This window comes from Streptomyces kronopolitis, assembly GCF_014646275.1.
Lineage (GTDB): Bacteria > Actinomycetota > Actinomycetes > Streptomycetales > Streptomycetaceae > Streptomyces > Streptomyces kronopolitis.
In genome coordinates this window covers 1-26,437 of the sequence record NZ_BMND01000035.1, presented here as the reverse complement: position 1 = coordinate 26,437, position 26,437 = coordinate 1, and the positions used below count along the sequence as shown (strand labels likewise).

Here is a 26,437-nt window from a genome sequence, read left to right as displayed (position 1 = left end):
AGAGCTTCCGTGAGCACCTTCAAGGCCCCCAAGGGCACCTACGACCTGATCCCGCCGCAGTCCGCCACGTACCTCGCGGTGCGCGAGGCGATCTCCGCGCCGCTGCGGAACTCCGGGTACGGCTACATCGAGACCCCCGGCTTCGAGAACGTCGAGCTGTTCGCGCGCGGTGTCGGCGAGTCCACCGACATCGTGACCAAGGAGATGTACGCCTTCGAGACCAAGGGCGGCGACCGGCTCGCGCTGCGCCCCGAGGGCACCGCGTCCGTGCTGCGCGCCGCGCTGGAGGCCAACCTCCACAAGGCCGGCAACCTCCCCGTCAAGCTCTGGTACTCCGGCTCGTACTACCGCTACGAGCGTCCGCAGAAGGGCCGCTACCGCCACTTCTCCCAGGTCGGCGCGGAGGCCATCGGCGCCGAAGACCCGGCGCTGGACGCCGAGTTGATCATCCTGGCGGACCAGGCCTACCGCGCGCTGGGGCTGCGGAACTTCCGCATCCTGCTCAACTCCCTCGGCGACAAGGAGTGCCGCCCCGTCTACCGGACCGCGCTGCAGGACTTCCTGCGCGGGCTGGACCTCGACGAGGACACCCGCCGCCGGGTCGACATCAACCCGCTGCGCGTCCTGGACGACAAGCGCGAGGCGGTGCAGCGGCAGCTGGACGGGGCGCCCCGGCTCCGCGACTACCTCTGCGAGGCCTGCAAGGCGTACCACGAGCAGGTGCGTGAGCTGCTGACCGCGGCGGGCGTGGCCTTCGAGGACGACGAGAAGCTGGTGCGCGGCCTGGACTACTACACCCGCACCACCTTCGAGTTCGTCCACGACGGCCTGGGCTCGCAGTCCGCGGTGGGCGGCGGCGGCCGCTACGACGGCCTCTCGGAGATGATCGGCGGCCCCGCGCTGCCGTCCGTCGGCTGGGCGCTGGGCGTCGACCGCACGGTGCTGGCGCTGGAGGCGGAGGGCATCACGCTCGACATCCCGGCGGCCACCGCCGTCTACGCGGTACCGCTCGGCGAGGAGGCCCGCCGGGTGCTGTTCGGCGTGGTCACCGAGCTGCGCCGGTCCGGCATCGCCACCGACTTCGCGTTCGGCGGCAAGGGCCTGAAGAACGCCATGAAGTCAGCCAACCGCTCCGGCGCGCGCCTGGCGCTCGTCGCGGGCGAGCGGGACCTGGCCGAGGGCCTCGTACAGCTCAAGGACCTGGAGAGCGGCGAGCAGAGCGCGGTCGCGCTGGACGGCGTGGCCGAGGAGATCCGGCGCATGCTGGGCTGACCGCCCGGAAGCAGGCCGGGGGCCCGGACGGCGAGCTGCCGTCCGGGCCCTTTCGCTGCCTCGCCGCCCTCGTGCTCTCCGGCGGACGCGGTCAATCCCGCTCGCGCGTTCATCCCCGCGGAGGGAATCCGGTGGCGCGGTGACGGCGGCGACGGGCCTCCGGGCGGGCGGCGGGGGACGGCCCGCCCGGCGCCCGGTCTATGAGAACGCTGTGTGAGCGGGGTTCGCCTTTATGTGCATCGCACAGTGGGTCATGGTGGAGTTGGGGCAGAATGAACGGCGACCGCGCTTGCCCGGCCCGGCCGCTGAGGCACACCTCCCGAGGGATCGACGGAACGGCGATATGACGACGACAGCGCTTGACGACGTGTCCACCGACGACGACCGCGCGAGCGGCGCGCCCGCCACCGGCTCCGGCCGCGGGCTCGCCCTGCTCCTGGTGATCACCGGTGCACTGGGTCTGCTGGCGGCCTGGGTCATCACCTTGGACAAGTTCGAGCTGCTGAAGGACCCGAACTTCAAGCCGGCCTGCAGCCTCAACCCGATCATCTCCTGCGGCAGCGTCATGCAGAGCAAGCAGGCGGAGGCCTTCGGCTTCCCCAACCCGATGGCCGGGCTGGTCGGCTTCGGTGTGGTGATCGCGATCGGGGTGGCCCTGCTGGCGGGCGCCCGCTTCCGCCGCTGGTACTGGATCGGGCTGAACATCGGCACCGGCCTCGCCGCGGTCTTCTGCATGTGGCTGATGAGCCAGTCGCTTTACAGCATCAACGCGCTGTGCCTGTGGTGCACGCTGACCTGGTGCGTCACGATCCTGATGTTCTGGTACACCACCGTGCACAACCTCAAGCACGGCATCATCCCGGCCCCCGACGGGGTGCGCCGGGCGGTGCTGGAGTTCCACTGGGTGCTGCCGGTGCTGTGGTACGGCGTGATCGCGCTGCTGATCCTCACCAACTGGTGGTCGTACTGGAGCACCCTGGTCTGAGGCCCCGCGCACCGCGGGCGCGACGCCCCGGCCGCCGTCGATGACGGCGCCCGGGGCGTTGTCAGTGGGGTGGCTTAGGCTCGTGATCGTGGAGCCCGATCTGTTCACCGCCGCTGCCGAAGACCGCCAGGAGAAGGACCCTTCGCGGTCCCCGCTCGCCGTGCGGATGCGTCCGCGCACCCTCGACGAGGTCGTGGGCCAGCAGCATCTGCTCAAGCCGGGCTCGCCGCTGCGGCGGCTGGTCGGCGAGGTCGCCGACGGCTCGGGCGGGTCGGACGAGGACGCCGGCGGACGACGGGCGGGAGGCGGGCCGGCGGGTCCGTCCTCGGTGTTCCTGTGGGGGCCGCCGGGCATCGGGAAGACGACCCTCGCCCATGTCGTCAGCCAGGCGACGAACCGGCGCTTCGTGGAGCTGTCGGCGATCACCGCGGGCGTCAAGGAGGTCCGCGCGGTCATCGACGGCGCCCGCCGTGCCTCGGGGGGCTACGGCAAGGAGACCGTCCTCTTCCTCGACGAGATCCACCGCTTCAGCAAGGCGCAGCAGGACTCCCTGCTGCCCGCGGTGGAGAACCGCTGGGTGACCCTGATCGCCGCGACGACCGAGAACCCGTATTTCTCGGTGATCTCGCCCCTGCTCTCCCGCTCGCTGCTGCTGACCCTCGAACCCCTCACCGACGAGGATCTGCGCGGGCTGCTGCGCCGCGCGCTGACCGACGCGCGCGGGCTGGCCGGCGCGGTGACCCTCCCCGAGGACACCGAGGGGCATCTGCTGCGGATCGCGGGCGGCGACGCCCGGCGCGCGCTGACGGCCCTGGAGGCCGGCGCCGGATCCGCGCTGGCCAAGGGTGAGAAGGAGATCACCCTCCGGACGCTGGAGGAGTCCGTCGACCGGGCGGCGGTGAAGTACGACCGGGCCGGCGACCAGCACTACGACGTCGCCAGCGCACTGATCAAGTCCATCCGCGGCTCGGACGTCGATGCCGCGCTGCACTACCTCGCGCGCATGATCGAGGCGGGGGAGGACCCGCGGTTCATCGCCCGCCGGCTGATGATCTCGGCGAGCGAGGACATCGGCCTGGCCGATCCGACGGCGCTGCAGACCGCGGTCGCCGCCGCCCAGGCCGTGGCGCTGATCGGCTTCCCGGAGGCGCGGATCACGCTCAGCCAGGCCACCATCGCGCTCGCCCTGGCGCCGAAGTCCAATGCCGCGTATCTCGCGATCGACGCCGCGCTGGCGGACGTCCGGGCCGGTCAGGCGGGCGCGGTCCCGCCCCATCTGCGCGACAGCCACTATCAGGGCGCCCAGAAGCTCGGCCACGGCCAGGGCTACCAGTACCCGCACGACCTGCCGGGCGGCATCGCGGCGCAGCAGTACGCGCCCGACGAGGTGCACGGCAAGCGCTACTACGCCCCGACCCGGCACGGCGCCGAGGCCCGCTACGCCGATGTCGCCGAGCGGGTCCGCGCCCGGCTGCAGGGAAGCGGCGGCGAGGGCACGAGCGACTGACCCCGCCGGTCCCTTCGCGGCTACCGGACCCCCGCCGCCTCGAAGAGCCGGTGCATCGCCCGCCGCAGCTCGGCCACGTCCCGCACGGGCTCCGGGAAGTCGAAGCGGGCGTCGAACGCGCGCTGCTCGGCGTCGGTGAAGCGGACCCGCAGGCCGAAGCGGTCCAGGCTCACCGGCACCGCCGGACCGCCCGGCCCGCAGACCGCCTCGCGGTCGCCCAGTAGGGCGCAGAGCCCCTGTACCTGCTCGCCGTGCGCCGCGTGCAGATGCTGGAGCAGCTCCGCCTCATGGGCGACCAGCGGATCGGGCGCCGCCTCGGCGAAGTCGTCCGGTTCGACGGCCTCGGCGCCCCACAGGTCGTCCACCGCGCCCTCGCCGACCTCCAGGCGCAGCATCATCCAGGCGGTCCGCCCGTACATGCCCGGCGCCGGGTCCGGCTGGAGCGCCTCGCCGATACCGAGCAGCTCGCCCACCGGGTGCCGCTCCGCCAGCAGCATCGCGGCCTCGGCGCGCTGCTCGTTGCGTACGGGGGTGAGCCAGCCGGCGATCCAGGCCCGTCCGCGGATGCGATGAGGGACCGAAACCGGGGCGACGTCCGTGATCTCCATCACGGCTGCCACGTCGTCGTCCTGGGCGTGCGCGGCCGCCCGAGCGGCGGCGGAGTCGCCAGGAACCAGCAACAGCACGTCTCCACCGGCTGTCACGGTCCGGCAGGCGGGTGCCGAGAGGCCGATCTCGTCGGGGTCCTCGATTCCGGGGATGCTCAGGGACGCCATAGCATGGGACTCGACGAGGGTTCGTACGCGCTCGGCGGCAGTGGGCTGCTGGGCGTCTTCCACGGGACGCGGCTGACCCGCCTCGGTGCGCTCTGCACAGGGCTGGGGGATCCCAGGTCGAAACATGCGTTCTCCTCGCGCTAAGGTAAGCCTCACCTAACTTACACGGAGGTCCGTTCCACGTGAACCAGTCGCGTCCCAAGGTCAAGAAGTCCCGCGCGCTCGGCATCGCGCTGACGCCCAAGGCCGTCAAGTACTTCGAGGCCCGTCCCTACCCGCCCGGCGAGCACGGCCGTGGCCGCAAGCAGAGCAGTGACTACAAGGTCCGTCTGCTCGAGAAGCAGCGCCTGCGTGCGCAGTACGACATCAGCGAGCGCCAGATGGCGCGTGCCTACGACCGCGCTCGGAAGGTCGAAGGCAAGACCGGCGAAGCGCTGATCATCGAGCTGGAGCGCCGTCTGGACGCGCTCGTCCTGCGTTCGGGCATCGCCCGCACGATCTACCAGGCCCGTCAGATGGTCGTCCACGGCCACATCTCGGTGAACGACCGCAAGGTCGACAAGCCGTCCTTCCGCGTCCGTCCCGGCGATGTCGTGATGGTCCGCGAGCGCAGCCGCGAGAAGCACCCCTTCCAGGTTGCCCGCGAGGGTGGCTACGACACCGACGGTGAGACCCCGCGCTACCTCGAGGTCAACCTGCCGGCTCTGGCGTTCCGCCTCGACCGGGACCCGAACCGCAAGGAGATCCCGGTGATCTGCGACGAGCAGCTCGTCGTCGAGTACTACGCCCGCTAAGCACCACCGCAGGCGCAGCACCACACTCAGCCCGCCGTCTCCCCGCCGCTCGCGGAGGGGGAGGCGGCGGGTTCGTGCTGTCCGGACACCGTGTGCCGTGCCGCCCGGCGCTCCGGGGCCGCGCCCGCGGACCGCAGGGCACGCGCCACCGCCGCGTCCAGATCGAGCCGCCCGCCCACCCGCAGGCAGTGCTCGTAGCGCTCGGAGCCCAGCCGCTCACGCGCCTGCTCCGCACACCGTGCGTGCGGCTGGTGGAAGTGGCGCGAGCCGAACAGCGGCAGCCCGACCGAGGACCACAGCCGTCCCGCGGCGCCCAGCAGCACCGCCGCCTCCGCCGCGTCGCCCTCGCCCAGCGTCACCTGCGCCAGCAGCTCGATGGCGAGCACCGCGCCCAGCAGGTCGCGGAAGGAGTGCTCGATGGCCAGGCACTTCTCCAGCAGCGCCCGCGCCCGCCCGCCGTCCCCGCGCGACCAGGCCGCGTAGGCCAGCACGAACTGGGCGTACGCCAGCGTCCAGCGCTCGCCGTGGTCCTCGCACACCTCCAGGACGCCCTCGCACAGCCGCACCGCGTCCGCCAGCTCGCCCTGGAAGGTCAGCGCCATCGCCAGCTCCACCTGCCCCATCAGCACGGTGCTGTTCAGCTCGCCGATCTCCCGGTAGTGGCGCAGCGCCCGGCGCAGCAGCTGCTCGGCGCGCGGCATGTCGTCACAGACCAGCGCCAGGCAGCCGGTGCGGTGCAGCGCGTACGCGGCGGCGGTGGCGTTGCCGGTCCGCTCGGCCTCGTCCCGGCACCGCTGCAGGGACCCCAGGGCCGCCACGGTGTCCCCCTGGAGCACCGCGAGATAACCGGCCACCCACAGCGCCTTCATCCGTGCGTCGTCGTGCTCGCTCTCCAGCTCCAGCGCCCGGTCCAGCCAGTGCCGGCCCTCCGCGAGCCGTCCGCAGGCCACCCAGTAGAACCACAGGGTTCCGGCCAGATACTGGCCCAGATGCGAATCGCCGGGGCTCTGCATGCTCTGCTCCAGGGCCACCCGCAGATTGGGCAGTTCGGCCTCGATCCGGGCCGCGATCTCGGCCTGCCGGGGGCTGAACCAGTCCAGCTCGCACCAGGTGGCCAGCCCCAGATACCAGTCGCGGTGCCGGCGCCGCAGCCGGTCGCCGTCGCCGGTCGCCGCCAGCCACTCCGCGCCGTAGGCCCGTACGGTGTCCAGCATCCGGTAGCGCACCCCGGCCGCGGTCTCCTCGCGCACCAGCACCGACTGGGCCACCAACTCCGCGAGCACGTCCAGGAGTTCGTCGGCCGGCAGCTCCGGGCCCGAGCAGACGTATTCGGCCGCCTCCAGGTCGAACTGCCCGGCGAAGACCGACAGCCGCGCCCACAGCAGCCGTTCCGCCGGGGTGCACAGCTCATGGCTCCAGCCGATCGCGGTGCGCAGGGTCTGGTGGCGGGCCGGCGGTCCGCCCGGCGCGGCGGGCTCCCGCTGCCCGAGCGGAGCCGGGGCGCCGGGAGCGGCCGAGAGCCCGGGGGAGTACCGCGGGCGGGTGCCGGTCAGCAGCCGGAAGCGGTCGTCGAGCCGGTGCAGCACCTGCTCCACGGACAGCGCGCGCAGCCGGCCGGCCGCCAGTTCCAGGGCGAGCGGGATGCCGTCGAGCCGGTCGCAGAGCTCGCCGACCGCCGCCTCGTCGGACGGGCCGACGGTGTAGCCGGCGACGACGGAGGCGGCGCGGTCGGCGAACAGGGCGGTCGCGTCGGCGGTGTTCATCGGCGCGAGCGGCACGGTCCGCTCGCCGCCCAGGCCCAGCGGCCGGCGGCCGGCGGCCAGCACCCGCAGCCCGGGGGCGCGCCGCAGCAGCTCCGCGGTCAGCCCGGCGCAGGCGTCGACCAGGTGCTCGTAGCCGTCGAGGACGAGCAGCAGTTCGCGGTCGGCCAGCTGCTCGCACAGCGCGGCCCGTACCGGGCGCCTGGCGAGGCCGGCCGGCGCCAGGACCTCGGCCACGGCGTGGTCCACCAGATGCGCCTCGCGCAACGAGGCCAGTTCGACCAGCCACACCCCATCGCAGAAGCGATCCTGCAAGATCGCGGCGAGGTGCCCGGCAAGGCGGGACTTCCCGACGCCGCCGACGCCGGTGAGGGTCACCAGCCGGGCGGATTCCAGCTCCCGTGCCAGCGCGGCCAGTTCGTCGGCGCGGCCGATGAAGCGGTTGAGTTCCGCGGGGAGATTCCCGGGCCTGCCCGGCGCCCGGAGAGGCTCGGGGGAGGGGCGGACGGCGGGACCGGGGCGCGTGAGGCGTCGCATGGCACACGGAGCGTACTCGGCGGGATGCGGACCGTACAATCACGCTGCCGGAATCATCCGGGATCCGCTGCGCGCCACCGGGAACGCGGTGCGGGCCTCGCGCTGCGGCGCGATAAGGTCAAGGTTGCCGTTCGAGCAGGACGAAACCAGACCAGAGCAGTCGGAGAGTGGTGCCAACGTGTCCGGTGGAGAGGTGGCCGGGATCCTCGTGGCCGTCTTCTGGGCGATCCTCGTGTCGTTCCTCGCCCTCGTGCTGGTGAGGCTCGCGCAGACGCTCAAGGCGACCACCAAGATGGTCGCCGAGGTGTCCGAGAAGGCCGTACCCCTCCTCGCCGACGCGTCCGCGACCGTCCGCTCCGCGCACTCCCAGCTGGCCCGCGTCGACGCCATCGCCGCCGATGTCCAAGAGGTCACCGCGAATGCCTCCGCGCTCTCCTCGACCGTCTCCTCCGCCTTCGGGGGCCCGCTGGTCAAGGTCGCGGCCTTCGGCTACGGGGTGCGCCAGGCGATCGGCAAGAAGGGCGAACCGGCGCCGCAGCGCACCGTCATCCCCGGCCGTACCCTGCCCGGCGCCCGCCGCGGCGGGCGCCGCAACCGCCGCTCCAAGGACTGATCACCGCGATGTTCCGCCGCGCATTCTGGTTCACCACCGGCGCCGCCGCCGGGGTGTGGGCCACCAACAAGGTCCACCGCAAGCTGCGCAGGCTGCAGCCCGACAGCCTCGCCGCGCAGGCCGCGGACAAGGCCGTCGAGACCGGACACCGGCTGCGCCAATTTGCATTGGACGTACGGACCGGAATGGCGGACCGTGAAGAGCAGCTGCACGAAGCCCTCGGACTGGGCGAACCGGCCGAGGTGCACGAGCTGCCCGCACCGCGCCGCGCGGTGCTCGAACCGCATCACCGCACCACGAGAACGACCGGACCGCACGGTCTGACCGGACCGACTGGAAAAGAGGACCACTGATGGAGTCGGCTGAAATCCGCAGGCGCTGGCTGCGCTTCTTCGAGGAGCGCGGGCACACCGTCGTGCCGTCGGCGTCGCTCATCGCGGACGACCCGACGCTGCTGCTGGTCCCCGCGGGCATGGTCCCCTTCAAGCCGTACTTCCTCGGCGAGGTCAAGCCCCCCTTCGACCGGGCCACCAGCGTCCAGAAGTGCGTCCGCACGCCGGACATCGAAGAGGTCGGCAAGACCACCCGGCACGGCACGTTCTTCCAGATGTGCGGCAACTTCTCCTTCGGCGATTACTTCAAGGAAGGCGCCATCACCTACGCCTGGGAGCTGCTGACCGGCTCGCAGGCCGACGGCGGCTACGGCCTCGACCCGGAGAAGCTCTGGATCACCGTCTACCTCGACGACGACGAGGCCGAGCGCATCTGGCACGAGGTCGTCGGGGTGCCCAAGGAGCGCATCCAGCGCCTGGGCAAGTCGGAGAACTACTGGTCCATGGGCGTCCCGGGCCCGTGCGGCCCCTGCTCCGAGATCAACTACGACCGCGGTCCGGAGTTCGGCGTCGAGGGCGGCCCGGCCGTCAACGACGAGCGGTACGTGGAGATCTGGAACCTCGTCTTCATGCAGTACGAGCGGGGCGCGGGCACGAGCAAGGAGGACTTCGACATCCTCGGCGAGCTGCCCAGCAAGAACATCGACACCGGCCTCGGCCTCGAGCGCCTGGCGATGATCCTGCAGGACGTCCGCAACATGTACGAGACGGACACCCTGCGGGTCGTCATCGACAAGGCCACCGAGCTGACCGGCGTCCGCTACGGCGCCTCGGAGGCCTCGGACGTCTCGCTGCGCGTGGTCGCCGACCACATGCGCACGTCCACGATGCTCATCGGCGACGGCGTCACCCCCGGCAACGAGGGCCGCGGCTACGTCCTGCGCCGCATCATGCGCCGCGCCATCCGCAACATGCGCCTGCTCGGCGCGAGCGGGCTGGTCGTCGGCGAGCTGCTGGACGTGGTCATCAAGACCATGGGCCAGCAGTACCCGGAGCTGCTGGAGGACCGCCGCCGCATCGAGACGGTCGCCCTCGCCGAGGAGGCCGCCTTCGTCAAGACCCTGAAGGCCGGCACCAACATTCTCGACACCGCCGTCACGGACACCAAGGCCGCCGGCTCCGCGGTCCTGCCCGGCGACAAGGCCTTCCTGCTCCACGACACCTGGGGCTTCCCGATCGACCTCACCCTCGAAATGGCCGCCGAACAGGGCCTGTCGGTGGACGAGGACGGCTTCCGCCGCCTGATGAAGGAGCAGCGGGAGCGCGCCAAGGCCGACGCCCAGTCCAAGAAGAGCGGCCACGCCGACCTCTCCGCCTACCGCGAGGTCGCCGACACGTCCGGCGCCACGGAGTTCACCGGCTACAGCGCCACCGAGGGCGAGTCCTCCCTCGTCGGCCTGCTGGTCAACGGCGTGCCCGCGCCCGCCGCCCACGAGGGTGACGAGGTCGAGGTCGTCCTGGACCGCACCCCCTTCTACGCCGAGGGCGGCGGCCAGCTCGCCGACACCGGCCGGATCAAGCTGGACTCCGGCGCCGTCGTCGAGGTCCGCGACGTCCAGCAGCCGGTGCCCGGCGTCACGGTCCACAAGGGCGTCGTCCAGGTCGGCGAGGTGGTGGTCGGCTCCACCGCGTACGCCACCATCGACGTCACCCGCCGCCGCGCCATCGCCCGGGCCCACAGCGCCACCCACCTCACCCACCAGGCGCTGCGCGACGCCCTCGGCCCGACGGCCGCCCAGGCCGGTTCGGAGAACTCCCCGGGCCGCTTCCGCTTCGACTTCGGCTCGCCGGCCGCCGTGCCCGGCACGGTCCTCACCGACGTCGAGCAGAAGATCAACGATGTGCTGTCCCGCGAGCTGGATGTGCACGCCGAGGTCATGAGCATGGAGGACGCCAAGAAGCAGGGCGCCATCGCCGAGTTCGGCGAGAAGTACGGCGACCGGGTCCGCGTGGTCACCATCGGCGACTTCTCCAAGGAGCTGTGCGGCGGCACCCACGTCCACAACACCGCCCAGCTGGGTCTGGTGAAGCTGCTCGGCGAGTCCTCCATCGGCTCCGGCGTGCGCCGCGTCGAGGCGCTGGTCGGCGTGGACGCCTACCGGTTCCTGGCCCGTGAGCACACCGTCGTCTCCCAGCTCACCGAGCTGGTCAAGGGGCGTCCGGAGGAGCTGCCGGAGAAGATCTCCGGCGTCCTGGCCAAGCTGAAGGACGCCGAGAAGGAGATCGAGCGGTTCCGCGCCGAGAAGGTGCTCCAGGCCGCCGCCGGGCTGGCCGAGGGCGCCCGGGACGTCCACGGCGTGGCGCTGGCCGCCGGCCAGGTCCCCGACGGCACCTCTGCCGACGACCTGCGCAAGCTGGTGCTCGACGTCCGGGGCCGGATCCAGGGCGGCCGACCCGCCGTCGTGGCGCTCTTCACGGTGGCCAACGGCCGTCCGCTGACGGTCATCGCCACCAACGAGGCCGCCCGTGAGCGCGGCATCAAGGCCGGTGACCTGGTCCGTGCCGCCGCCAAGACGCTCGGCGGCGGTGGCGGCGGCAAGCCCGACGTCGCCCAGGGCGGCGGCCAGAACGCCGCCGCGGTGCCCGAGGCCCTGGCGGCCGTCGAGCGCCTCGTGGCCGAGGCGGCCTGACGCGCGTGAGTGAGATGCGACGCGGCCGGCGCATCGCGGTGGATGTCGGGGACGCCCGCATCGGGGTCGCCTCGTGCGACCCCGACGGGGTCCTCGCCACCCCCGTGGAGACCGTCCCGGGGCGTGACGTCCCGTCAGCGCACCGCCGGCTCAAGGCGATCGTCGAGGAGTACGAACCCCTCGAAGTCGTGGTCGGTCTGCCCCGCTCCCTCAACGGGGGAGAGGGGCCGGCCGCGGCCAAGGTCCGGGCCTTCGCCCAGGAGCTGGCCCGCAATGTCGCACCCGTAGGGGTCCGGCTGGTCGACGAGCGGATGTCGACGGTGACCGCGGCCCAGGGTCTGCGGGCCTCGGGGGTGCGGAGCAAGAAGGGCCGCTCGGTGGTCGACCAGGCCGCGGCGGTGGTCATCCTGCAGAGCGCACTGGAGACCGAGCGCGTCTCGGGGGCTCCTCCGGGAGAGAGCGTCGAAGTGGTCATCTGATCGCGGTACGGTAACGTTCCGCGCGATGTGCGGCGTTCGAACAGCCGCGCGTGCAAGTAGAGGCGGGTCGGGTACAGCAAGCGCGCTGCCAGGCCGGAGCGCACCGCCTCTCGGCTCTAGGGGATCGATGACCGAGTATGGCCGGGGCTACGGCTCCGAACCGTGGCACCCCGAGGACCCGCTCTACGGAGAGCAGGCTCCTCACGGAGGCCAGGCCCAGCAGCCCCAGTGGGGCGGCCCGCAGTCCGCCCCGCACCCGCAGCAGCCCGACCCCTACCCCCAGCAGCAGTACCAGGGGGGCTGGGAGGGCCCGCAGGGCGGGCAGCTGCCGTACGACCCGTACGACCCCTACGGGCAGCAGCACCCGCCGGCCGATCCGTACGGCGGCGTGAGCCACGACTACTACGGCACGCCGGACGCCTATCCGCAGCAGCAGCCGGACCCGCTGCACCAGCAGGCCCAGCAGGCCCAGCAGGCGCACCAGGCTCAGCAGATGCAGCAGACGCAACCGCAGCCGCAGTACCAGCCGCCGCAGCACCCGCAGCAGCCGGAGCCGCCTTACGACGAGGGCCCCGGTGACGACTGGCGGGCCACGCCGGAGCCGCGCGAGCCGGAGCGGGAGCACGCGTTCTTCGCGGACCGCGACGAGGACGACGACGACCGCGACGACCGCGATCCGCGCGGGGGCGGCCGGGGCGGGCGCGAGCGCCGCGGCAAGAAGAACAAGAAGAACAAGCGGCGCAGCGGCCGGGCCTGCCTGGTCGTCGCCCTGCTCTTCGTCGGCGCCACGGGCACCGTCGGATATTTCGGCTATGACTTCATCATGAGTCATTTCGGCTCGGCCCCCGATTACGCGGGCGAGGGATCCGGCGCGATCCAGATTGACATTCCGGACGGTTCACCGCTTTCGGAAATGGGGCAGATCCTCCAGGAAAAGGGCGTCATCAAGAGCGCCGGTGCCTTCACCGAGGCGGCTGGGGAGAACAAAAAGGCGCAGAGCCTGCAACCGGGGACCTACAGCCTTCGCAAGAAGATGTCGGGCGCCGCCGCCATCGAGCTGATGCTGGATCCCAAGAGCCGCAACGGCCTCACGATCCGCGAGGGCCTGCGCTCCACCGAGGTCTACAAACTCATCGACACCAAGCTGCACCTCAAGGCGGGCACGACCAAGGGCGTCGCCAAGAGCGAGGCCAAGAACCTCGGACTGCCGTCCTGGGCGAACGACTCCTCGAAGATAAAGGACCCCCTGGAGGGCTTCCTCTATCCGTCCACCTACAGCGTGGGCGACAAGGCCAAGCCGGCCGCGGTGCTCAAGCAGATGGTGGCGCGCGCCAACCAGGTCTACCAGCGGTACGACTTGGAGGGCAATGCCCGAAAGCTCCACCTCTCCTCGCCGATGCAGCTGCTGACCGTCGCCAGCCTCACGCAGGCCGAGGGCAAGTACAAACACGACTTCGTCAAGGTCGCCCGGGTCGTCTACAACCGCCTCAAGCCGAACAACACCGAGACCTACGGTCTGCTGGACTTCGACTCGACGGTGAACTACGCGAAATCCCAGAGCACCCTGGACACCGGGTCCGTCGACAATCTGCGGAATTTCAACGACCCGTACAACACCTACAAGTTCAAGGGACTGCCGCCGGGCCCGATCGGCAACCCCGGTGAGGTGGCGCTCAAGTCGGCCATCGACCCGGCCAAGGGCAATTGGTACTACTTCGTCTCGATCAGCCCGGACAAGACGCTGTTCGCCGAGACGAACGAACAGCATGAGCGCAACCGGCGCATCTACGAAAAGGAACACGAGAAGGCCAGGTAATGAGCACCACCCGTCGAGCCGCGGTGCTCGGCTCCCCGATCGCCCATTCCCTCTCTCCGGTGCTGCACCGCGCCGCCTACCGGGAGTTGGGCCTGGGCGACTGGACATACGGTCGTCACGAAGTGGACGAAGCGGCCCTGCCCGCCTTCATGGAGCGCCTGGACGCCACCTGGGCGGGGCTGTCGCTGACCATGCCGCTCAAGCGCGCGGTGATCCCGCTGCTCGACGAGATCACCCCGACCGCGGCCTCGGTGGAGGCGGTGAACACCGTCGTCCTCACCGGCGACGGGCGCCGCCTCGGCGACAACACGGACATCCCCGGCATGCTCGCCGCGCTGCGCGAACGCGGCGTCGAGCGGGTCGAGCGGGCCTCCGTACTGGGGGCCGGTGCCACCGCCTCCTCGGCGCTGGCCGCCCTCGCCCGGATCTGCACCGGCGAGGTCACCGCGTACGTCCGCAGCGACGCCCGCGCCGCCGAGATGCGCGGCTGGGGCGAGCGGCTCGGGGTCCCGGTCCGCACCGCCCCGTGGGAGGACGCCGCCGCGGCCTTCGAGGCGCCGCTGACCGTCGCCACCACCCCGGCGGGCACCACCGACGCGCTCGCCGCCGCCGTCCCCGCGCGGCCCGGCACCCTCTTCGACGTCCTCTACGAGCCCTGGCCGACGGCGCTGGCCGCGGCCTGGGCGGATCGCGGCGGCGCCGTGGTCGGCGGCCTCGATCTGCTGGTTCACCAGGCCGTGCTCCAGGTGGAGCAGATGACGGGACGGTCGCCGGCGCCGCTCGCCGCGATGCGCCGGGCCGGCGAGGCGGCGCTCGCCGCCCGCTGACCTGCCCGGTCCGCCCGCCACCTGCCCGCACGTACGGTCCGCACCCTGGACTGGGCGCCGCCCTGTCGGTGCGACGTGGGAGGATCGGGGGGAGACCGTACGCGGATGAGCAGTACATGAGGAGCACCGTTGAGCAGGTTGCGCTGGCTGACGGCGGGGGAGTCGCACGGCCCCGCACTCGTGGCGACGCTGGAGGGCCTTCCGGCCGGGGTCCCGATCACCACGGAGCTGGTGGCGGACGCACTGGCGAGGCGCCGGCTCGGCTACGGCCGCGGTGCCCGGATGAAGTTCGAGCAGGACGAGGTCACCTTCCTCGGCGGGGTGCGGCACGGTCTGTCGCTCGGCTCGCCGGTGGCCGTGATGGTCGGCAACACCGAGTGGCCCAAGTGGGAGCAGGTCATGGCGGCCGACCCGGTGGACCAGGAGGTGCTGGACGCGCTGGCCCGTAACGCGCCGCTGACCCGCCCCCGCCCCGGCCACGCCGACCTCGCCGGCATGCAGAAGTACGGCTTCGACGAGGCCCGTCCGGTCCTGGAGCGCGCCTCGGCCCGCGAGACCGCCGCCCGGGTCGCGCTGGGCGCGGTCGCCCGTTCCTTCCTCAAGGAGGCGGCCGGCATCGAGATCGTCTCGCATGTCGTGGAGCTGGCCGCGGCCAAGGCCCCGTACGGGGTCCTCCCCGAGCCCTCCGACGTCGAGAAGCTGGACGCCGACCCGGTGCGCTGCCTGGACGCCGACGCGAGCAAGGCGATGATCGCCGAGATCGACCAGGCCCACAAGGACGGCGACACCCTCGGCGGCGTCGTCGAGGTGCTGGCCTACGGCGTGCCCGTGGGGCTCGGCTCGCACGTCCACTGGGACCGGCGGCTGGACGCCCGGCTGGCCGCGGCCCTCATGGGCATCCAGGCGATCAAGGGCGTCGAGGTCGGCGACGGCTTCGACCTGGCCCGGGTGCCGGGCTCGAAGGCCCACGACGAGATCGTCTCCACCGACGACGGGATCAAGCGCAGCACGGGCCGCTCCGGCGGCACCGAGGGCGGCCTGACCACCGGCGAACTACTGCGGGTACGCGCCGCGATGAAGCCGATCGCGACGGTGCCGCGCGCGCTGGCCACCATCGATGTGAGCACCGGCGAGGCGGCCAAGGCGCACCACCAGCGCTCGGACGTCTGCGCCGTGCCGGCCGCCGGCATCGTCGCCGAGGCCATGGTGGCGCTCGTGCTGGCGGACGCGGTGGTCGAGAAGTTCGGCGGCGACAGCGTGCCCGAGACCCGCCGCAACGTGCGCGGCTACCTCGACAACCTGGCGATCAAGTGACGTCGCCGGCCGTCGTGCTGATCGGCCCGCCCGGGGCCGGCAAGTCCACGGTGGGCGCGCTGCTCGCCGAGCGGCTGGGCGTCGGCTATCGCGACACCGACGCGGATGTCGTCGCCACGGCCGGCCGCCCGATCGCCGAGATCTTCATCGACCAGGGCGAGCCGCACTTCCGTGAGCTGGAGCGGGCGGCCGTCCGCGGCGCCCTGGACACGCACCCGGGCGTGCTCTCGCTCGGCGGCGGCGCCATCCTGGACGACGGCACCCGCGCGCTGCTGACGGGGCTGCCGGTGGTCTTCCTGGACGTCCAGCTCGCCGACGCCGTCAAGCGGGTGGGCCTCGACGCGCCCCGCCCGCTGCTGGCCGTCAACCCGCGCAAGCAGTGGCGCGAGCTGATGGAGCGGCGCCGCCCGCTGTACACACAGGTCGCGCGCGCCGTGATCGAGACGGGGGAGCGCACCCCCGAGCAGGTCGCCGAGGCGATCCTGGACGCTTTGGAGCTTCGGCCGGCCGGGGCGGACGCCCCGCGGGCCGTCCACAGGGAGGAAGAGGCATGACGGAGCAGGCCACCCGTATCCAGGTCGGCGGCACGGCGGGCACCGACCCGTACGAGGTGCTCGTCGGGCGGCAGCTGCTCGGCGAACTCCCGGGCCTGATCGGCGAGGGCGCCAAGCGGGTCGCGGTGCTGCATCCGGAGGCGCTGGCCGCCACGGGTGAGGCGCTGCGCGAGGACCTGGCCGCCCAGGGCTACGAGGCGATCGCCATCCAGCTGCCGAACGCCGAGGAGTCCAAGACCGCCGAGGTCGCGGCGTACTGCTGGAAGGCGCTCGGCCAGTCCGGCTTCACCCGCAGCGATGTGATCGTCGGCGTCGGCGGTGGTGCCACCACCGACCTGGCCGGCTTCGTCGCCGCGACCTGGCTGCGCGGGGTGCGCTGGATCGCGGTGCCGACCACGGTCCTGGGCATGGTGGACGCGGCGGTCGGCGGCAAGACCGGCATCAACACCGCCGAGGGCAAGAACCTCGTCGGCGCCTTCCACCCGCCGGCCGGGGTGCTCTGCGACCTGGCCGCGCTCGACTCGCTGCCGGTCAACGACTACGTCTCCGGCCTGGCCGAGGTCATCAAGGCCGGCTTCATCGCCGACCCGGCGATCCTCGACCTGATCGAGTCGGACCCCGAGGGCGCCAGGCGTCCGGACGGGGCGCACACCGCCGAGCTGATCGAGCGGGCGATCCGGGTCAAGGCCGAGGTGGTCTCCGCCGACCTCAAGGAGTCCGGCCTGCGCGAGATCCTCAACTACGGCCACACCCTGGCGCACGCCATCGAGAAGAACGAGCGCTACAACTGGCGGCACGGCGCGGCCGTCTCCGTCGGCATGGTCTTCGCCGCCGAGCTGGGCCGGATCGCCGGCCGCCTGGACGACGCCACCGCCGACCGGCACCGCACGGTCCTGGAGGCCGTCGGGCTGCCGCTGACCTACCGCGGCGACCAGTGGCCCAAGCTGCTGGAGACGATGAAGGTCGACAAGAAGTCCCGCGGCGACCGGCTGCGCTTCATCGTCCTGGACGGCCTGGCCAAGCCGACCGTCCTGGAGGGCCCGGACCCGGCCATGCTGCTCGCCGCGCACGCCGAGATCGCGGCCTGAGCCGTCCGCCCCGGCGCGCCCGGACCGGAGCGCGCCGGGGCCCGGCTCCGGCCGCTTCGGCCCCGGTACCCCCGCGCCCCGCTCCCGCCGCGTCCCGTATGCGTCGGGCCGGGGCGCCTTGTGTCCCTTCCCCTGCCTCCCGGCGCCGCCGGCCGCACATCTGACGCGCCACCAGGGCACTTCCGTCCTGCCCCGGCCGTTCAGGTGCTGAGCGCCGGGGCAGGGATCTCTCCTGTGAACGGGCCCGGGAGGGTACCGTTCGCAGCAGCACCACCCGCACCGAGCCGCGGGGCACAACGGCCCCTCCGCGCGGGTGGGTTAGCGCACGGAGCACGGGCCGAGGGGCCCGGCGCTCGGGCATCACCGGCGCGCGCCGGGGGAGCCACGCACCACATCGGACCGCACGAGACGGAGAGCCACCGGATGCATTACGCAGTGGGGGCTCCGCTGCCGCCCCACGGGCAGGCATCAGGACCCGGGGCCGCCATGCACTGGACGCCCCACCCGGGGCAGCCCACCCCGCCCCCCTCGTCGCCGGCCCCCGCGGCCCCGCCCCCGCCCGTGCAGCAGCCCGCCCCGCAGCAGCAGGGCTGGCACCCGCCCGTCCCGCCCGCGCCCCGGCAGCCCGCGCCCGGCAACGACGTCACCGGTCAGATCCGGCTGCCCGCGGGCGCCCCGGTGCCGCTGCCCAGCCCGCCCGCCGACACCGCCGCCCCGGACGCCGCGCACACGGCCGTCGCGGTGCTCCTCATCGGCCCGGCCGGAGCCGGCAAGACCAGCGTCGCGCGCCACTGGGCCGACACCCGGCGGGTGCCGACCGCCCACATCAGCCTCGACGACGTCCGCGAATGGGTCCGTTCGGGCTTCGCCGACCCGCAGGCCGGCTGGAACGACCACTCCGAGGCGCAGTACCGCCTCGCCCGCCGCACCTGCGGCTTCGCGGCCCGCAACTTCCTGGCCAACGGCATCTCCTGCATCCTCGACGACGCCGTCTTCCCCGACCGGCCGGTCGTCGGCCTGGGCGGCTGGAAGCGGCATGTGGGCCCCGGCCTGCTGCCGGTCGTGCTGCTGCCCGGTCTGGAGATCGTCCTGGAGCGCAACGCCCGGCGCAGCGGCAACCGCCGGCTGTCCGACGAAGAGGTGGCCCGCATCCACGGGCGGATGGCCGGCTGGTACGGCTCGGGACTGCCGATCATCGACAACTCCCAGCACGATGTCGCCACGACGGTACGGGTCCTGGACGACGTCGTGGCCCGCAGCATCGCCAGCCCGCCCACCTGGTAGCGGCCGTCCCCCGGGCGGCCCCGCTCGACCGGCCGCCCCGGGGAAGCCGCCGTACCCTCGTGATATGTCCGAGTTGTACGCGGTCCGACGCATGCAGCTGCGCGACCGCTGCGCCGCAACCGGAAGTGCCGCCGCACTGATCTCGCGCCCCGCGAACGTCCGCTATCTCACCGGCTGCGCCCCGTCCGGCGCCGCGCTGCTGCTGGGTCCGGCCGTCGATGTGCTGCTCTGCGGCAGGCCGCTGAGCGGGGATCCCGCGGAGGGGCGGCCGGCCGAGGACGTACGGGTGTCGGTCCTGCCGACCCGGGGCGGCGACCCGGTGGTGGCCGGCGCCGATCTGGCCGCGAAGGCCGGCGCGGACACCCTGGCCGTCGAGGAGCACCATCTGACCGTCACCCGCCACCGGGCGCTCTCCCAGGTCGCGCCCCGGCTGCGGCTGACCGACCTGGCCTGCGCGGTCGAGGCGCAGCGGCTGGTGAAGGACGACGAGGAGATCTCCTGCCTGCGGATCGCCGCCGAGATCGCCGACCAGGCACTGGGCGAGCTGCTCGAATCCATCCTGGTGGGCCGCACCGAGCGGCATCTCGCGCTGGAGCTGGAGCGCCGGCTGGTCGACCACGGCGCGGACGGCCCGGCCTTCCCCACCTCCGTCGCCACCGGGCAGAACGCCGGCCGCCCCGGACATCTGCCCACCGACCGACGGGTCGAGGAGGGTGACTTCCTCAGTGTCTGCCTGGGCGCCAACTACCGCGGCTACCGCTGCGAGATCGGCCGCACCTTCGTCATCGGCACCACGCCCGCGGACTGGCAGATCGAGCTGTACGATCTCGTTTTCGCAGCCCAGCGGGCCGGGCGCGAGGCGCTGGCACCGGGTGTGGAGTGCCGCGAGGTGGACCGGGTGACCCGCTACGTCCTCGACGCGGCGGGGTACGGCGAGGGCCTCGGACCGTGGACCGGGCACGGTGTGGGACTCGAAATCGACGAGGACCCTCAATTGTCCCCTGCCGCCATGGGTAAACTGGACGCTTGCGTGCCGGTCACCGTCGAACCGGGGGTTCACCTCCCGGGCCGAGGGGGTGTCCGGATCGACGACACACTCGTCGTCCGCCCCGAGGCGGACGGCGGGCCCGAGCTACTCACGATCACGACCAAGGAGCTGCTCGCGCTGTGAGCCCCAGGGCTTGCGGCGCACGGTTTCGAGGTACCCACAACCTGCAGTCCAGGAGATTCCGCAACCGTGGCTTCCACGAACGACCTCAAGAACGGCCTGGTGCTCAAGCTCGAAGGGGGCCAGCTCTGGTCCGTCGTCGAGTTCCAGCACGTCAAGCCCGGTAAGGGCCCGGCCTTCGTCCGCACCAAGCTGAAGAATGTGCTCTCCGGCAAGGTGGTGGACAAGACCTTCAACGCCGGTGTGAAGGTCGAGACGGCCACTGTCGACAAGCGTGGGATGCAGTTCTCGTACATGGACGGCGAGTACTTCGTCTTCATGGACATGGACACCTACGACCAGCTGATGGTCGACCGCAAGGCCGTCGGCGATGCCGCGAACTACCTCATCGAGGGCTTCGAGGCCGTCGTGGCGCAGCACGAGGGCGAGGTGCTCTACGTCGAGCTGCCGGCCGCCGTCGAGCTCGTCATCCAGCACACCGAGCCCGGCGTCCAGGGCGACCGCTCCACCGGCGGTTCCAAGCCCGCGACGCTGGAGACCGGCCACGAGATCCAGGTGCCGCTCTTCATCACGACCGGCGAGAAGATCAAGGTCGACACCCGCACGGGCGACTACCTCGGCCGGGTGAACAGCTAACCGTGGCTGCCCGCAGCAAGGCCCGTAAGCGCGCCTTCCAGATACTCTTCGAGGCCGACCAGCGCGGTGCCGATGTGCAGTCCGTGCTCGCGGACTGGATGCGGCACGCCCGGACCGACCCCCGGCAGCCGCCGGTGAACGAATACACCCTGCAGTTGGTCGAGGGGTACGCGGACCATGTCACCCGCATCGACGAGCTGATCTCCACCTACGCGGTCGACTGGGACCTCGACCGGATGCCCGCGGCCGACCGCAGCATCCTGCGTCTGGGCGCCTACGAGCTGCTCTGGGTGGACGACACCCCGGACGCGGTGGCGATCGACGAGGCGGTACAGCTCGCCAAGGAGTTCTCCACGGACGACTCCCCGGCCTTCGTCAACGGCCTCCTCGGCCGTCTCAAGGAGCTGAAGCCGAGCCTGCGCCGCGAGGAGCGGTAGAAGGTCGGCAGAGCGTGTGAACGGGCCCGGAGCGGGGTGATCTGCTCCGGGCCCGTCGCATGCCCGCAGAACGCCGTCCGGGACGCTCCACGGGGGCTCCGGGGGCGGCCGCCCACGCCGTTCGTGACCGCCGGAACGCCGAACCGCCGCCCCGGAGGTCCGGAGCGGCGGCACGTTTCTGCAGGTGGGAGGGGGTATCAGAGCTCGTCGTGCTGCACGGCGCGGCGGGCGTCGGCGTCGAGCACGCCCCAGCTGATCAGCTGCTCGGTCAGGACCGAGGGCGACTGGTCGTAGATGACCGCGAGGGTGCGCAGGTCGTCCTGGCGGATCGAGAGCACCTTGCCGTTGTAGTCGCCGCGCTGGCTCTGGATGGTGGCGGCGTAGCGCTGCAGCGGGCCGGCCTTCTCCTGCGGGACGTGGGCCAGGCGCTCCAGGTCGAGCACCAGCTTCGGCGGCGGCTCGGCCGCGCCGCCCGGTGTCGTACCCGGCAGCAGCTCCTGCACCGGAACGCCGTAGAAGTCCGCCAGTTCGGCGAGGCGCTGCACGGTCACGGCACGGTCGCCGCGCTCGTACGATCCCACGACCACGGCCTTCCAGCGGCCCTGGGACTTCTCCTCGACGCCGTGGAGGGAGAGGCCCTGCTGGGTGCGGATGGCGCGGAGTTTGGCCCCGAGCTGTTTGGCGTATTCGCTGGACATATGGCTCCCCGGACGCTGTGTCGAAATGCGGCTCAGCCGCGGGCTGGTAACTCACTGTGAGGTTACGCAGCGTAATCTGACTTCGTCAAGCGGAACGGGTCAGACCCTCACCCGTCAGGGGTGCCGACGGGCGCCGGAAGGGGTCCTGCTAACCTGACTGCGTAATTCCGACGTCCTTTAAGGTCCGTCCCGTGAGGCGGAGAAGGGGGTCCGTTTCGTATGGACGCACACAGTTCCGACGCGGGGGTCCAGCTCCCCGCGCGACCGGTGCTCGAAGGCCCGGACATCGCGCGGATGCTCACGCGTATCGCCCACGAGATCGTCGAGCGCGCCAAGGGCGCGGACGACGTGGTGCTCCTGGGCATCCCCACCCGCGGCGTCTTCCTCGCCCGGCGGCTGGCCGCCAAGCTGGAGGAGATCACCGGCCGCGCCGTTCCGGTCGGCTCGCTCGACATCACGATGTACCGCGACGACCTGCGCCTGGGCCCCGCCCGCACGCTCGCCCGCACGGACATCCCCGCCGACGGCATCGAGGGCCGGGTCGTCCTGCTCGTCGACGACGTCCTGTTCTCCGGACGCACGATCCGCGCCGCGCTGGACGCCCTCGGCGACATCGGGCGGCCGCGCGCCGTGCAGCTGGCGGTCCTCGTCGACCGCGGCCACCGCGAGCTGCCGATCCGCGCCGACTACGTCGGCAAGAACCTCCCCACGTCGCTGCGGGAGACGGTCAAGGTCCAGCTCACCGAGGAGGACGGCCGGGACGCCGTGCTGCTCGGGGTCAAGCACGCCGCACCGGCCGGCGAGCGCTAGCGCACCGCGCGGGATCCCGGTGGCACCGGGCCCGCAGGCATGCCCGCTCGACGGATACCCGTACCCCTCCTTCACTCACGGAGCACCCCGGATGAAGCGTCACCTCATCTCGGCCGCCGACCTCACGCGCGACGACGCCGTCCTGATCCTCGACACCGCCGAGGAGATGGCGCGGGTCGCCGACCGGCCGATCAAGAAACTTCCCACCCTGCGCGGACGCACGGTCTGCAACCTCTTCTTCGAGGACTCGACCCGGACCCGGATCTCGTTCGAGGCGGCCGAGAAGCGGCTCTCCGCCGATGTGATCAACTTCGCCGCCAAGGGATCCAGCGTCTCCAAGGGCGAGTCGCTCAAGGACACCGCCCAGACCCTGGAGGCGATGGGCGTCGACGCCGTCGTCATCCGGCACGGTGCCAGCGGCGCGCCCTACCGGCTCGCCACCTCCGGCTGGATCGACGCCCCGGTCATCAACGCCGGCGACGGCACCCACCAGCACCCCACCCAGGCCCTGCTGGACGCCTTCACCATGCGGCGCCGGCTCCTCGGCCCGGACGCCGGACTCGGCCAGGACCTCGGCGGCAAGCGCATCACCCTGGTCGGCGACGTGCTGCACAGCCGCGTCGCCCGCTCCAACGTCGACCTGCTGCACACCCTCGGCGCCGAGGTCACCCTGGTCGCGCCGCCCACGCTGGTGCCGGTCGGCGTCGAGCACTGGCCCTGCGAGGTGTCCTACGACCTGGACAGCGTGCTGCCGAAGTCCGACGCCGTGATGATGCTGCGGGTGCAGCGCGAGCGGATGAACGCCGCCTTCTTCCCCACCGAGCGCGAGTACTCGCGCCGCTACGGCCTGGACGGCCAGCGGATGGCCCGGATGCCCGGGCACGCCCTGGTGATGCACCCCGGCCCGATGGTCCGCGGCATGGAGATCACCGCCGAGGTCGCCGACTCCGGCCGCTGCACGGCCGTCGAGCAGGTGGCCAACGGCGTCTCCGTCCGCATGGCCGTCCTGTACCTGCTGCTGGGCGGCAACGAGCCCGCCGTGACCCACCCCCGTACCGAGGAGAAGTAAGACCATGAGCAAGATTCTGATCCGCGGTGCGCAGGTGCTCGGCGGGCAGCCGCAGGACGTCCTGATCGACGGTGAGCTGATCGCGGCCGTCGGCACCGACCTGCCGGCCGACGGGGCCGAGGTCATCGAGGCCGCCGGGCAGGTGCTGCTGCCCGGCCTGGTCGATCTGCACACCCATCTGCGGGAGCCCGGGCGGGAGGACTCCGAGACCGTCCTGACCGGCACCCGCGCCGCGGCGAGCGGCGGCTACACCGCCGTGTTCGCCATGGCCAACACCTTCCCCGTGGCCGACACCGCCGGCGTCGTCGAGCAGGTCTACCGCCTCGGCCGGGAGCACGGCTACTGCGATGTGCAGCCCATCGGCGCCGTGACGGTCGGCCTGGACGGCAAGAAGCTCGCCGAGCTGGGCGCCATGCACGAGTCCGCCGCCGGGGTCACGGTCTTCTCCGACGACGGCAAGTGCGTCCACGACGCCGTGATCATGCGGCGCGCGCTGGAGTACGTGAAGGCGTTCGGCGGCGTCGTCGCCCAGCACGCCCAGGAGCCGCGGCTCACCGAGGGCGCCCAGATGAACGAGGGCGCCGTCTCGGCGGAGCTGGGGCTCGGCGGCTGGCCCGCCGTCGCCGAGGAGTCGATCATCGCCCGGGACGTGCTGCTCGCCGAGCACGTGGGCTCCCGGGTGCACATCTGCCACCTGTCGACCGCCGGCTCCGTCGAGATCGTCCGCTGGGCCAAGTCCCGCGGCATCGACGTGACGGCCGAGGTCACCCCGCACCACCTGCTGCTCACCGACGAGCTGGTGCGCACCTACAACCCCGTCTACAAGGTCAATCCGCCGCTGCGCACCGAGCGCGACGTCATGGCGCTGCGCGAGGCCCTGGCCGACGGCACGATCGACATCGTCGCCACCGACCACGCCCCGCACCCGCACGAGGACAAGGACTGCGAGTGGGCCGCGGCCGCCATGGGCATGGTCGGCCTGGAGACCGCGCTGTCGGTCGTCCAGCGGACGATGGTCGAGACCGGACTGCTGGACTGGGCGGGCGTCGCGGACCGGATGTCGGTCAAGCCCGCGCAGATCGGCGGGGCCGCCGGCCACGGCCGCCCCGTCTCGGCCGGTGAACCCGCCAACCTCACCCTCGTCGATTCCGCTTACCGTGGAGAGGTGGACCCCGCGGGCTTCGCCTCCCGCAGCCGCAACACCCCCTACGAGGGCCGCGAGCTGCCGGGACGCGTCACCCACACCTTCCTGCGGGGCCGGGCAACGCTCGTCGACGGGAAGCTGGCGTGACTCCTTCACTGTTCCACCTGGCCGCGGCTCAGCAGTCCGCACCGGTCACCGACTGGGCGGCACGGATCGGCTGGGTCGTCGGACTCCTGGTCTTCGTCGCCTTCGTCTACTGGCTGATGCGCCAGGGCTGGAAGTGGCGCGGAACCCTCCAGGGCGATCTGCCCGAGCTGCCGGCCCTCCCCGACGAGCCCGGCGAGCCGCGGCTGACGCTCAGCGGCCGCTACCACGGCTCCACCACCGCCGGGCAGTGGCTCGACCGCATCGTCGCGCACGGCCTGGGGACCCGCAGCCGCGTCGAGCTGACCCTCACCGACCGGGGCCTGGCGGTCGTCCGCCCCGGAGCGACGGACTTTTTCGTTCCGGTGGCCGCACTCCGCGGCGCCCGCCTGGACAAGGGCATCGCCGGCAAGGTCCTCACCGAGGGCGGTCTGCTGATCGTCACCTGGGAGCACGGCGGCAAGCAGCTCGACTCGGGCTTCCGCTCCGACCGGGCCGCCGAGCACACCGCCTGGGTCGAGGCCCTCACCACCCTGAGCACCACCCCGCACACCACCCGCACCACCGAGCACACCGAGTACACCGAAACGGAAGGCGCACGATGACGACCTCCACCAGGGGTTCCGCCCACGGCACAGGGGGGCTCCCCGCCGTACTCGTCCTGGAGGACGGCCGCAGCTTCCGGGGCCGCGCCTATGGGGCCGTGGGGGAGACCTTCGGCGAAGCGGTGTTCAACACCGGTATGTCCGGCTATCAGGAGACGCTGACGGATCCGTCGTATCACCGGCAGGTGGTGGTGATGACGGCTCCGCACATCGGCAACACCGGTGTGAATGACGAGGATCCCGAGTCGCAGCGGATCTGGGTCGCGGGCTATGTGGTGCGTGACCCGGCCCGGGTTCCGTCCAATTGGCGCGCGGTGCGTTCGCTGGACGAGGAGCTGGTCGCGCAGGGTGTGGTGGGCATCAGTGGTGTCGACACGCGTGCGTTGACGCGTCATCTGCGTGAGCGTGGTGCGATGCGGGTGGGGATCTTCTCCGGTGACGCGCTGCCCGATGAGGGCACGATGCTGGCCAAGGTGCGCCAGGCCCCTGAGATGGCCGGCGCCGACCTGTCCGCCCAGGTCGCCACCAAGGAGCCCTACGTCGTCCCGGCGATCGGCACGAAGAAGTTCACCGTTGCGGCGATCGATCTGGGGATCAAGGGGATGACGCCGCACCGGATGGCGGAGCGCGGCATCGAGGTGCATGTGCTGCCCGCCACGGCCAGCGTGGACGATGTCTATGCGGTGGCTCCGGACGGGGTGTTCTTCTCGAACGGGCCGGGTGACCCGGCCACCGCCGACCATGCGGTCTCGCTGATGCGTGGGGTGCTGGAGCGCAAGACGCCGTTGTTCGGTATCTGCTTCGGCAATCAGATCCTGGGCCGTGCGCTGGGTTTCGGCACGTTCAAGTTGAAGTACGGGCACCGGGGGATCAATCAGCCGGTGCAGGACCGTACGACGGGGAAGGTGGAGGTGACCGCGCACAATCACGGCTTCGCCGTCGATGCCCCGCTGGACAAGGTCTCCGACACCCCCTTCGGCCGCGCCGAGGTCTCCCATGTGTGTCTGAACGATGACGTGGTGGAGGGTCTGCACCTCCTTGACCAGCCGGCGTTCAGTGTGCAGTACCACCCCGAAGCCGCCGCGGGTCCGCATGACG

The 26,437-nt window shown here is 72.1% G+C and carries 25 protein-coding genes; 22 read left to right on the top strand and 3 right to left on the bottom strand.

What is annotated here, in order from left to right; all coding sequences use genetic code 11:
• Positions 1-9: 9 nt before the first annotated feature.
• From hisS to IEY78_RS27925, 3 genes are all read left to right on the top strand, one after another.
• Positions 10-1,272: a histidine--tRNA ligase gene (gene hisS / locus IEY78_RS27935; protein ID WP_189102888.1), complete on the top strand. Its 1,263-nt coding sequence runs from the start codon at positions 10-12 to the stop codon at positions 1,270-1,272.
• A 343-nt stretch (positions 1,273-1,615) separates the two neighbouring features.
• Entirely contained in the window at positions 1,616-2,257 is a 642-nt protein-coding gene (locus tag IEY78_RS27930) for a vitamin K epoxide reductase family protein (RefSeq protein ID WP_189102887.1), read from the top strand.
• A gap of 88 nt (positions 2,258-2,345) precedes the next feature.
• Positions 2,346-3,764, top strand: a complete 1,419-nt coding sequence (locus IEY78_RS27925) for a replication-associated recombination protein A (protein WP_189102886.1) — start codon at positions 2,346-2,348, stop codon at positions 3,762-3,764.
• Between the two features lie 20 nt (positions 3,765-3,784).
• Here the strand turns inward: IEY78_RS27925 and IEY78_RS27920 are convergent, their stop codons facing one another.
• Positions 3,785-4,540, bottom strand: coding sequence for a DUF2470 domain-containing protein (locus tag IEY78_RS27920; protein WP_229700213.1), 756 nt, complete (start codon positions 4,538-4,540; stop codon positions 3,785-3,787).
• A gap of 182 nt (positions 4,541-4,722) precedes the next feature.
• Here IEY78_RS27920 and rpsD point away from each other — a divergent pair, with 182 nt between their 5' ends.
• Complete coding sequence (rpsD, locus tag IEY78_RS27915; RefSeq protein ID WP_030987289.1) at positions 4,723-5,334, top strand: 30S ribosomal protein S4; 612 nt, start codon at positions 4,723-4,725, stop codon at positions 5,332-5,334.
• Positions 5,335-5,360: 26 nt separating this feature from the next.
• On the opposite strand, the gene IEY78_RS27910 is transcribed toward rpsD, so the two are convergent.
• The gene (locus IEY78_RS27910; protein WP_189102884.1) at positions 5,361-7,631 is read right to left on the bottom strand and encodes an ATP-binding protein; all 2,271 of its coding nucleotides are present in this window, start codon (positions 7,629-7,631) and stop codon (positions 5,361-5,363) included.
• 178 nt (positions 7,632-7,809) lie between these two features.
• On the opposite strand from IEY78_RS27910, the gene IEY78_RS27905 reads away from it, so the two are divergent.
• The 13 genes from IEY78_RS27905 (at position 7,810) to nusB (ending at position 20,869) form a co-directional block, all read left to right on the top strand.
• A complete protein-coding gene (locus IEY78_RS27905) occupies positions 7,810-8,244 on the top strand; it encodes a DUF948 domain-containing protein (protein WP_229700212.1) in 435 nt (144 codons plus the stop codon).
• An 8-nt stretch (positions 8,245-8,252) separates the two neighbouring features.
• Positions 8,253-8,597 carry a DUF6167 family protein gene (locus IEY78_RS27900; protein ID WP_189102882.1) on the top strand — a complete coding sequence of 115 codons (345 nt, stop codon included), beginning with the start codon at positions 8,253-8,255 and terminating at the stop codon, positions 8,595-8,597.
• A complete protein-coding gene (alaS, locus tag IEY78_RS27895) occupies positions 8,597-11,266 on the top strand; it encodes an alanine--tRNA ligase (RefSeq protein ID WP_189102880.1) in 2,670 nt (889 codons plus the stop codon). Before IEY78_RS27900 ends, alaS begins: the two co-directional genes overlap by 1 nt.
• A gap of 14 nt (positions 11,267-11,280) precedes the next feature.
• Positions 11,281-11,745, top strand: coding sequence for a Holliday junction resolvase RuvX (gene ruvX / locus IEY78_RS27890; protein WP_189102959.1), 465 nt, complete (start codon positions 11,281-11,283; stop codon positions 11,743-11,745).
• Between the two features lie 127 nt (positions 11,746-11,872).
• The gene (gene mltG, locus IEY78_RS27885; RefSeq protein ID WP_189102878.1) at positions 11,873-13,561 is read left to right on the top strand and encodes an endolytic transglycosylase MltG; all 1,689 of its coding nucleotides are present in this window, start codon (positions 11,873-11,875) and stop codon (positions 13,559-13,561) included.
• The gene (locus IEY78_RS27880; protein ID WP_189102876.1) at positions 13,561-14,388 is read left to right on the top strand and encodes a shikimate dehydrogenase; all 828 of its coding nucleotides are present in this window, start codon (positions 13,561-13,563) and stop codon (positions 14,386-14,388) included. Before mltG ends, IEY78_RS27880 begins: the two co-directional genes overlap by 1 nt.
• A gap of 129 nt (positions 14,389-14,517) precedes the next feature.
• The gene (gene aroC / locus IEY78_RS27875; RefSeq protein ID WP_189102874.1) at positions 14,518-15,702 is read left to right on the top strand and encodes a chorismate synthase; all 1,185 of its coding nucleotides are present in this window, start codon (positions 14,518-14,520) and stop codon (positions 15,700-15,702) included.
• Positions 15,699-16,256 (top strand): shikimate kinase, encoded by a 558-nt coding sequence (locus tag IEY78_RS27870; protein WP_189102872.1) that lies wholly within the window; start codon positions 15,699-15,701, stop codon positions 16,254-16,256. Before aroC ends, IEY78_RS27870 begins: the two co-directional genes overlap by 4 nt.
• Complete coding sequence (gene aroB, locus IEY78_RS27865) at positions 16,253-17,344, top strand: 3-dehydroquinate synthase (RefSeq protein WP_189102870.1); 1,092 nt, start codon at positions 16,253-16,255, stop codon at positions 17,342-17,344. The genes IEY78_RS27870 and aroB overlap by 4 nt, the downstream gene beginning before the upstream one ends.
• 423 nt (positions 17,345-17,767) lie before the next feature.
• Entirely contained in the window at positions 17,768-18,628 is an 861-nt protein-coding gene (locus tag IEY78_RS27860; RefSeq protein WP_189102868.1) for a Pro-rich N-terminal domain-containing protein, read from the top strand.
• A 64-nt stretch (positions 18,629-18,692) separates the two neighbouring features.
• Entirely contained in the window at positions 18,693-19,799 is a 1,107-nt protein-coding gene (locus tag IEY78_RS27855; RefSeq protein WP_189102866.1) for an aminopeptidase P family protein, read from the top strand.
• A gap of 66 nt (positions 19,800-19,865) precedes the next feature.
• A complete protein-coding gene (efp, locus tag IEY78_RS27850; protein WP_189102864.1) occupies positions 19,866-20,432 on the top strand; it encodes an elongation factor P in 567 nt (188 codons plus the stop codon).
• Between the two features lie 2 nt (positions 20,433-20,434).
• On the top strand, positions 20,435-20,869 hold the full coding sequence (gene nusB, locus IEY78_RS27845; RefSeq protein WP_189102862.1) for a transcription antitermination factor NusB: 435 nt from the start codon (positions 20,435-20,437) through the stop codon (positions 20,867-20,869).
• Positions 20,870-21,066: 197 nt separating this feature from the next.
• Here the strand turns inward: nusB and bldD are convergent, their stop codons facing one another.
• Positions 21,067-21,567, bottom strand: a complete 501-nt coding sequence (bldD, locus tag IEY78_RS27840; protein WP_093482219.1) for a transcriptional regulator BldD — start codon at positions 21,565-21,567, stop codon at positions 21,067-21,069.
• A 219-nt stretch (positions 21,568-21,786) separates the two neighbouring features.
• Between bldD and pyrR the strand changes: the two genes are divergently transcribed.
• The 5 genes from pyrR to carA form a co-directional block, all read left to right on the top strand.
• Positions 21,787-22,377, top strand: coding sequence for a bifunctional pyr operon transcriptional regulator/uracil phosphoribosyltransferase PyrR (gene pyrR, locus IEY78_RS27830; RefSeq protein ID WP_189102860.1), 591 nt, complete (start codon positions 21,787-21,789; stop codon positions 22,375-22,377).
• Positions 22,378-22,468: 91 nt separating this feature from the next.
• A complete protein-coding gene (locus IEY78_RS27825; protein ID WP_189102858.1) occupies positions 22,469-23,446 on the top strand; it encodes an aspartate carbamoyltransferase catalytic subunit in 978 nt (325 codons plus the stop codon).
• Positions 23,447-23,450: 4 nt separating this feature from the next.
• Complete coding sequence (locus tag IEY78_RS27820; RefSeq protein WP_189102856.1) at positions 23,451-24,737, top strand: dihydroorotase; 1,287 nt, start codon at positions 23,451-23,453, stop codon at positions 24,735-24,737.
• Entirely contained in the window at positions 24,734-25,339 is a 606-nt protein-coding gene (locus IEY78_RS27815; RefSeq protein WP_189102855.1) for a PH-like domain-containing protein, read from the top strand. The genes IEY78_RS27820 and IEY78_RS27815 overlap by 4 nt, the downstream gene beginning before the upstream one ends.
• Positions 25,336-26,437: glutamine-hydrolyzing carbamoyl-phosphate synthase small subunit (gene carA, locus IEY78_RS27810; RefSeq protein ID WP_189102854.1), on the top strand; the 1,102-nt coding region annotated here is incomplete at its 3' end. The genes IEY78_RS27815 and carA, both read left to right, overlap by 4 nt.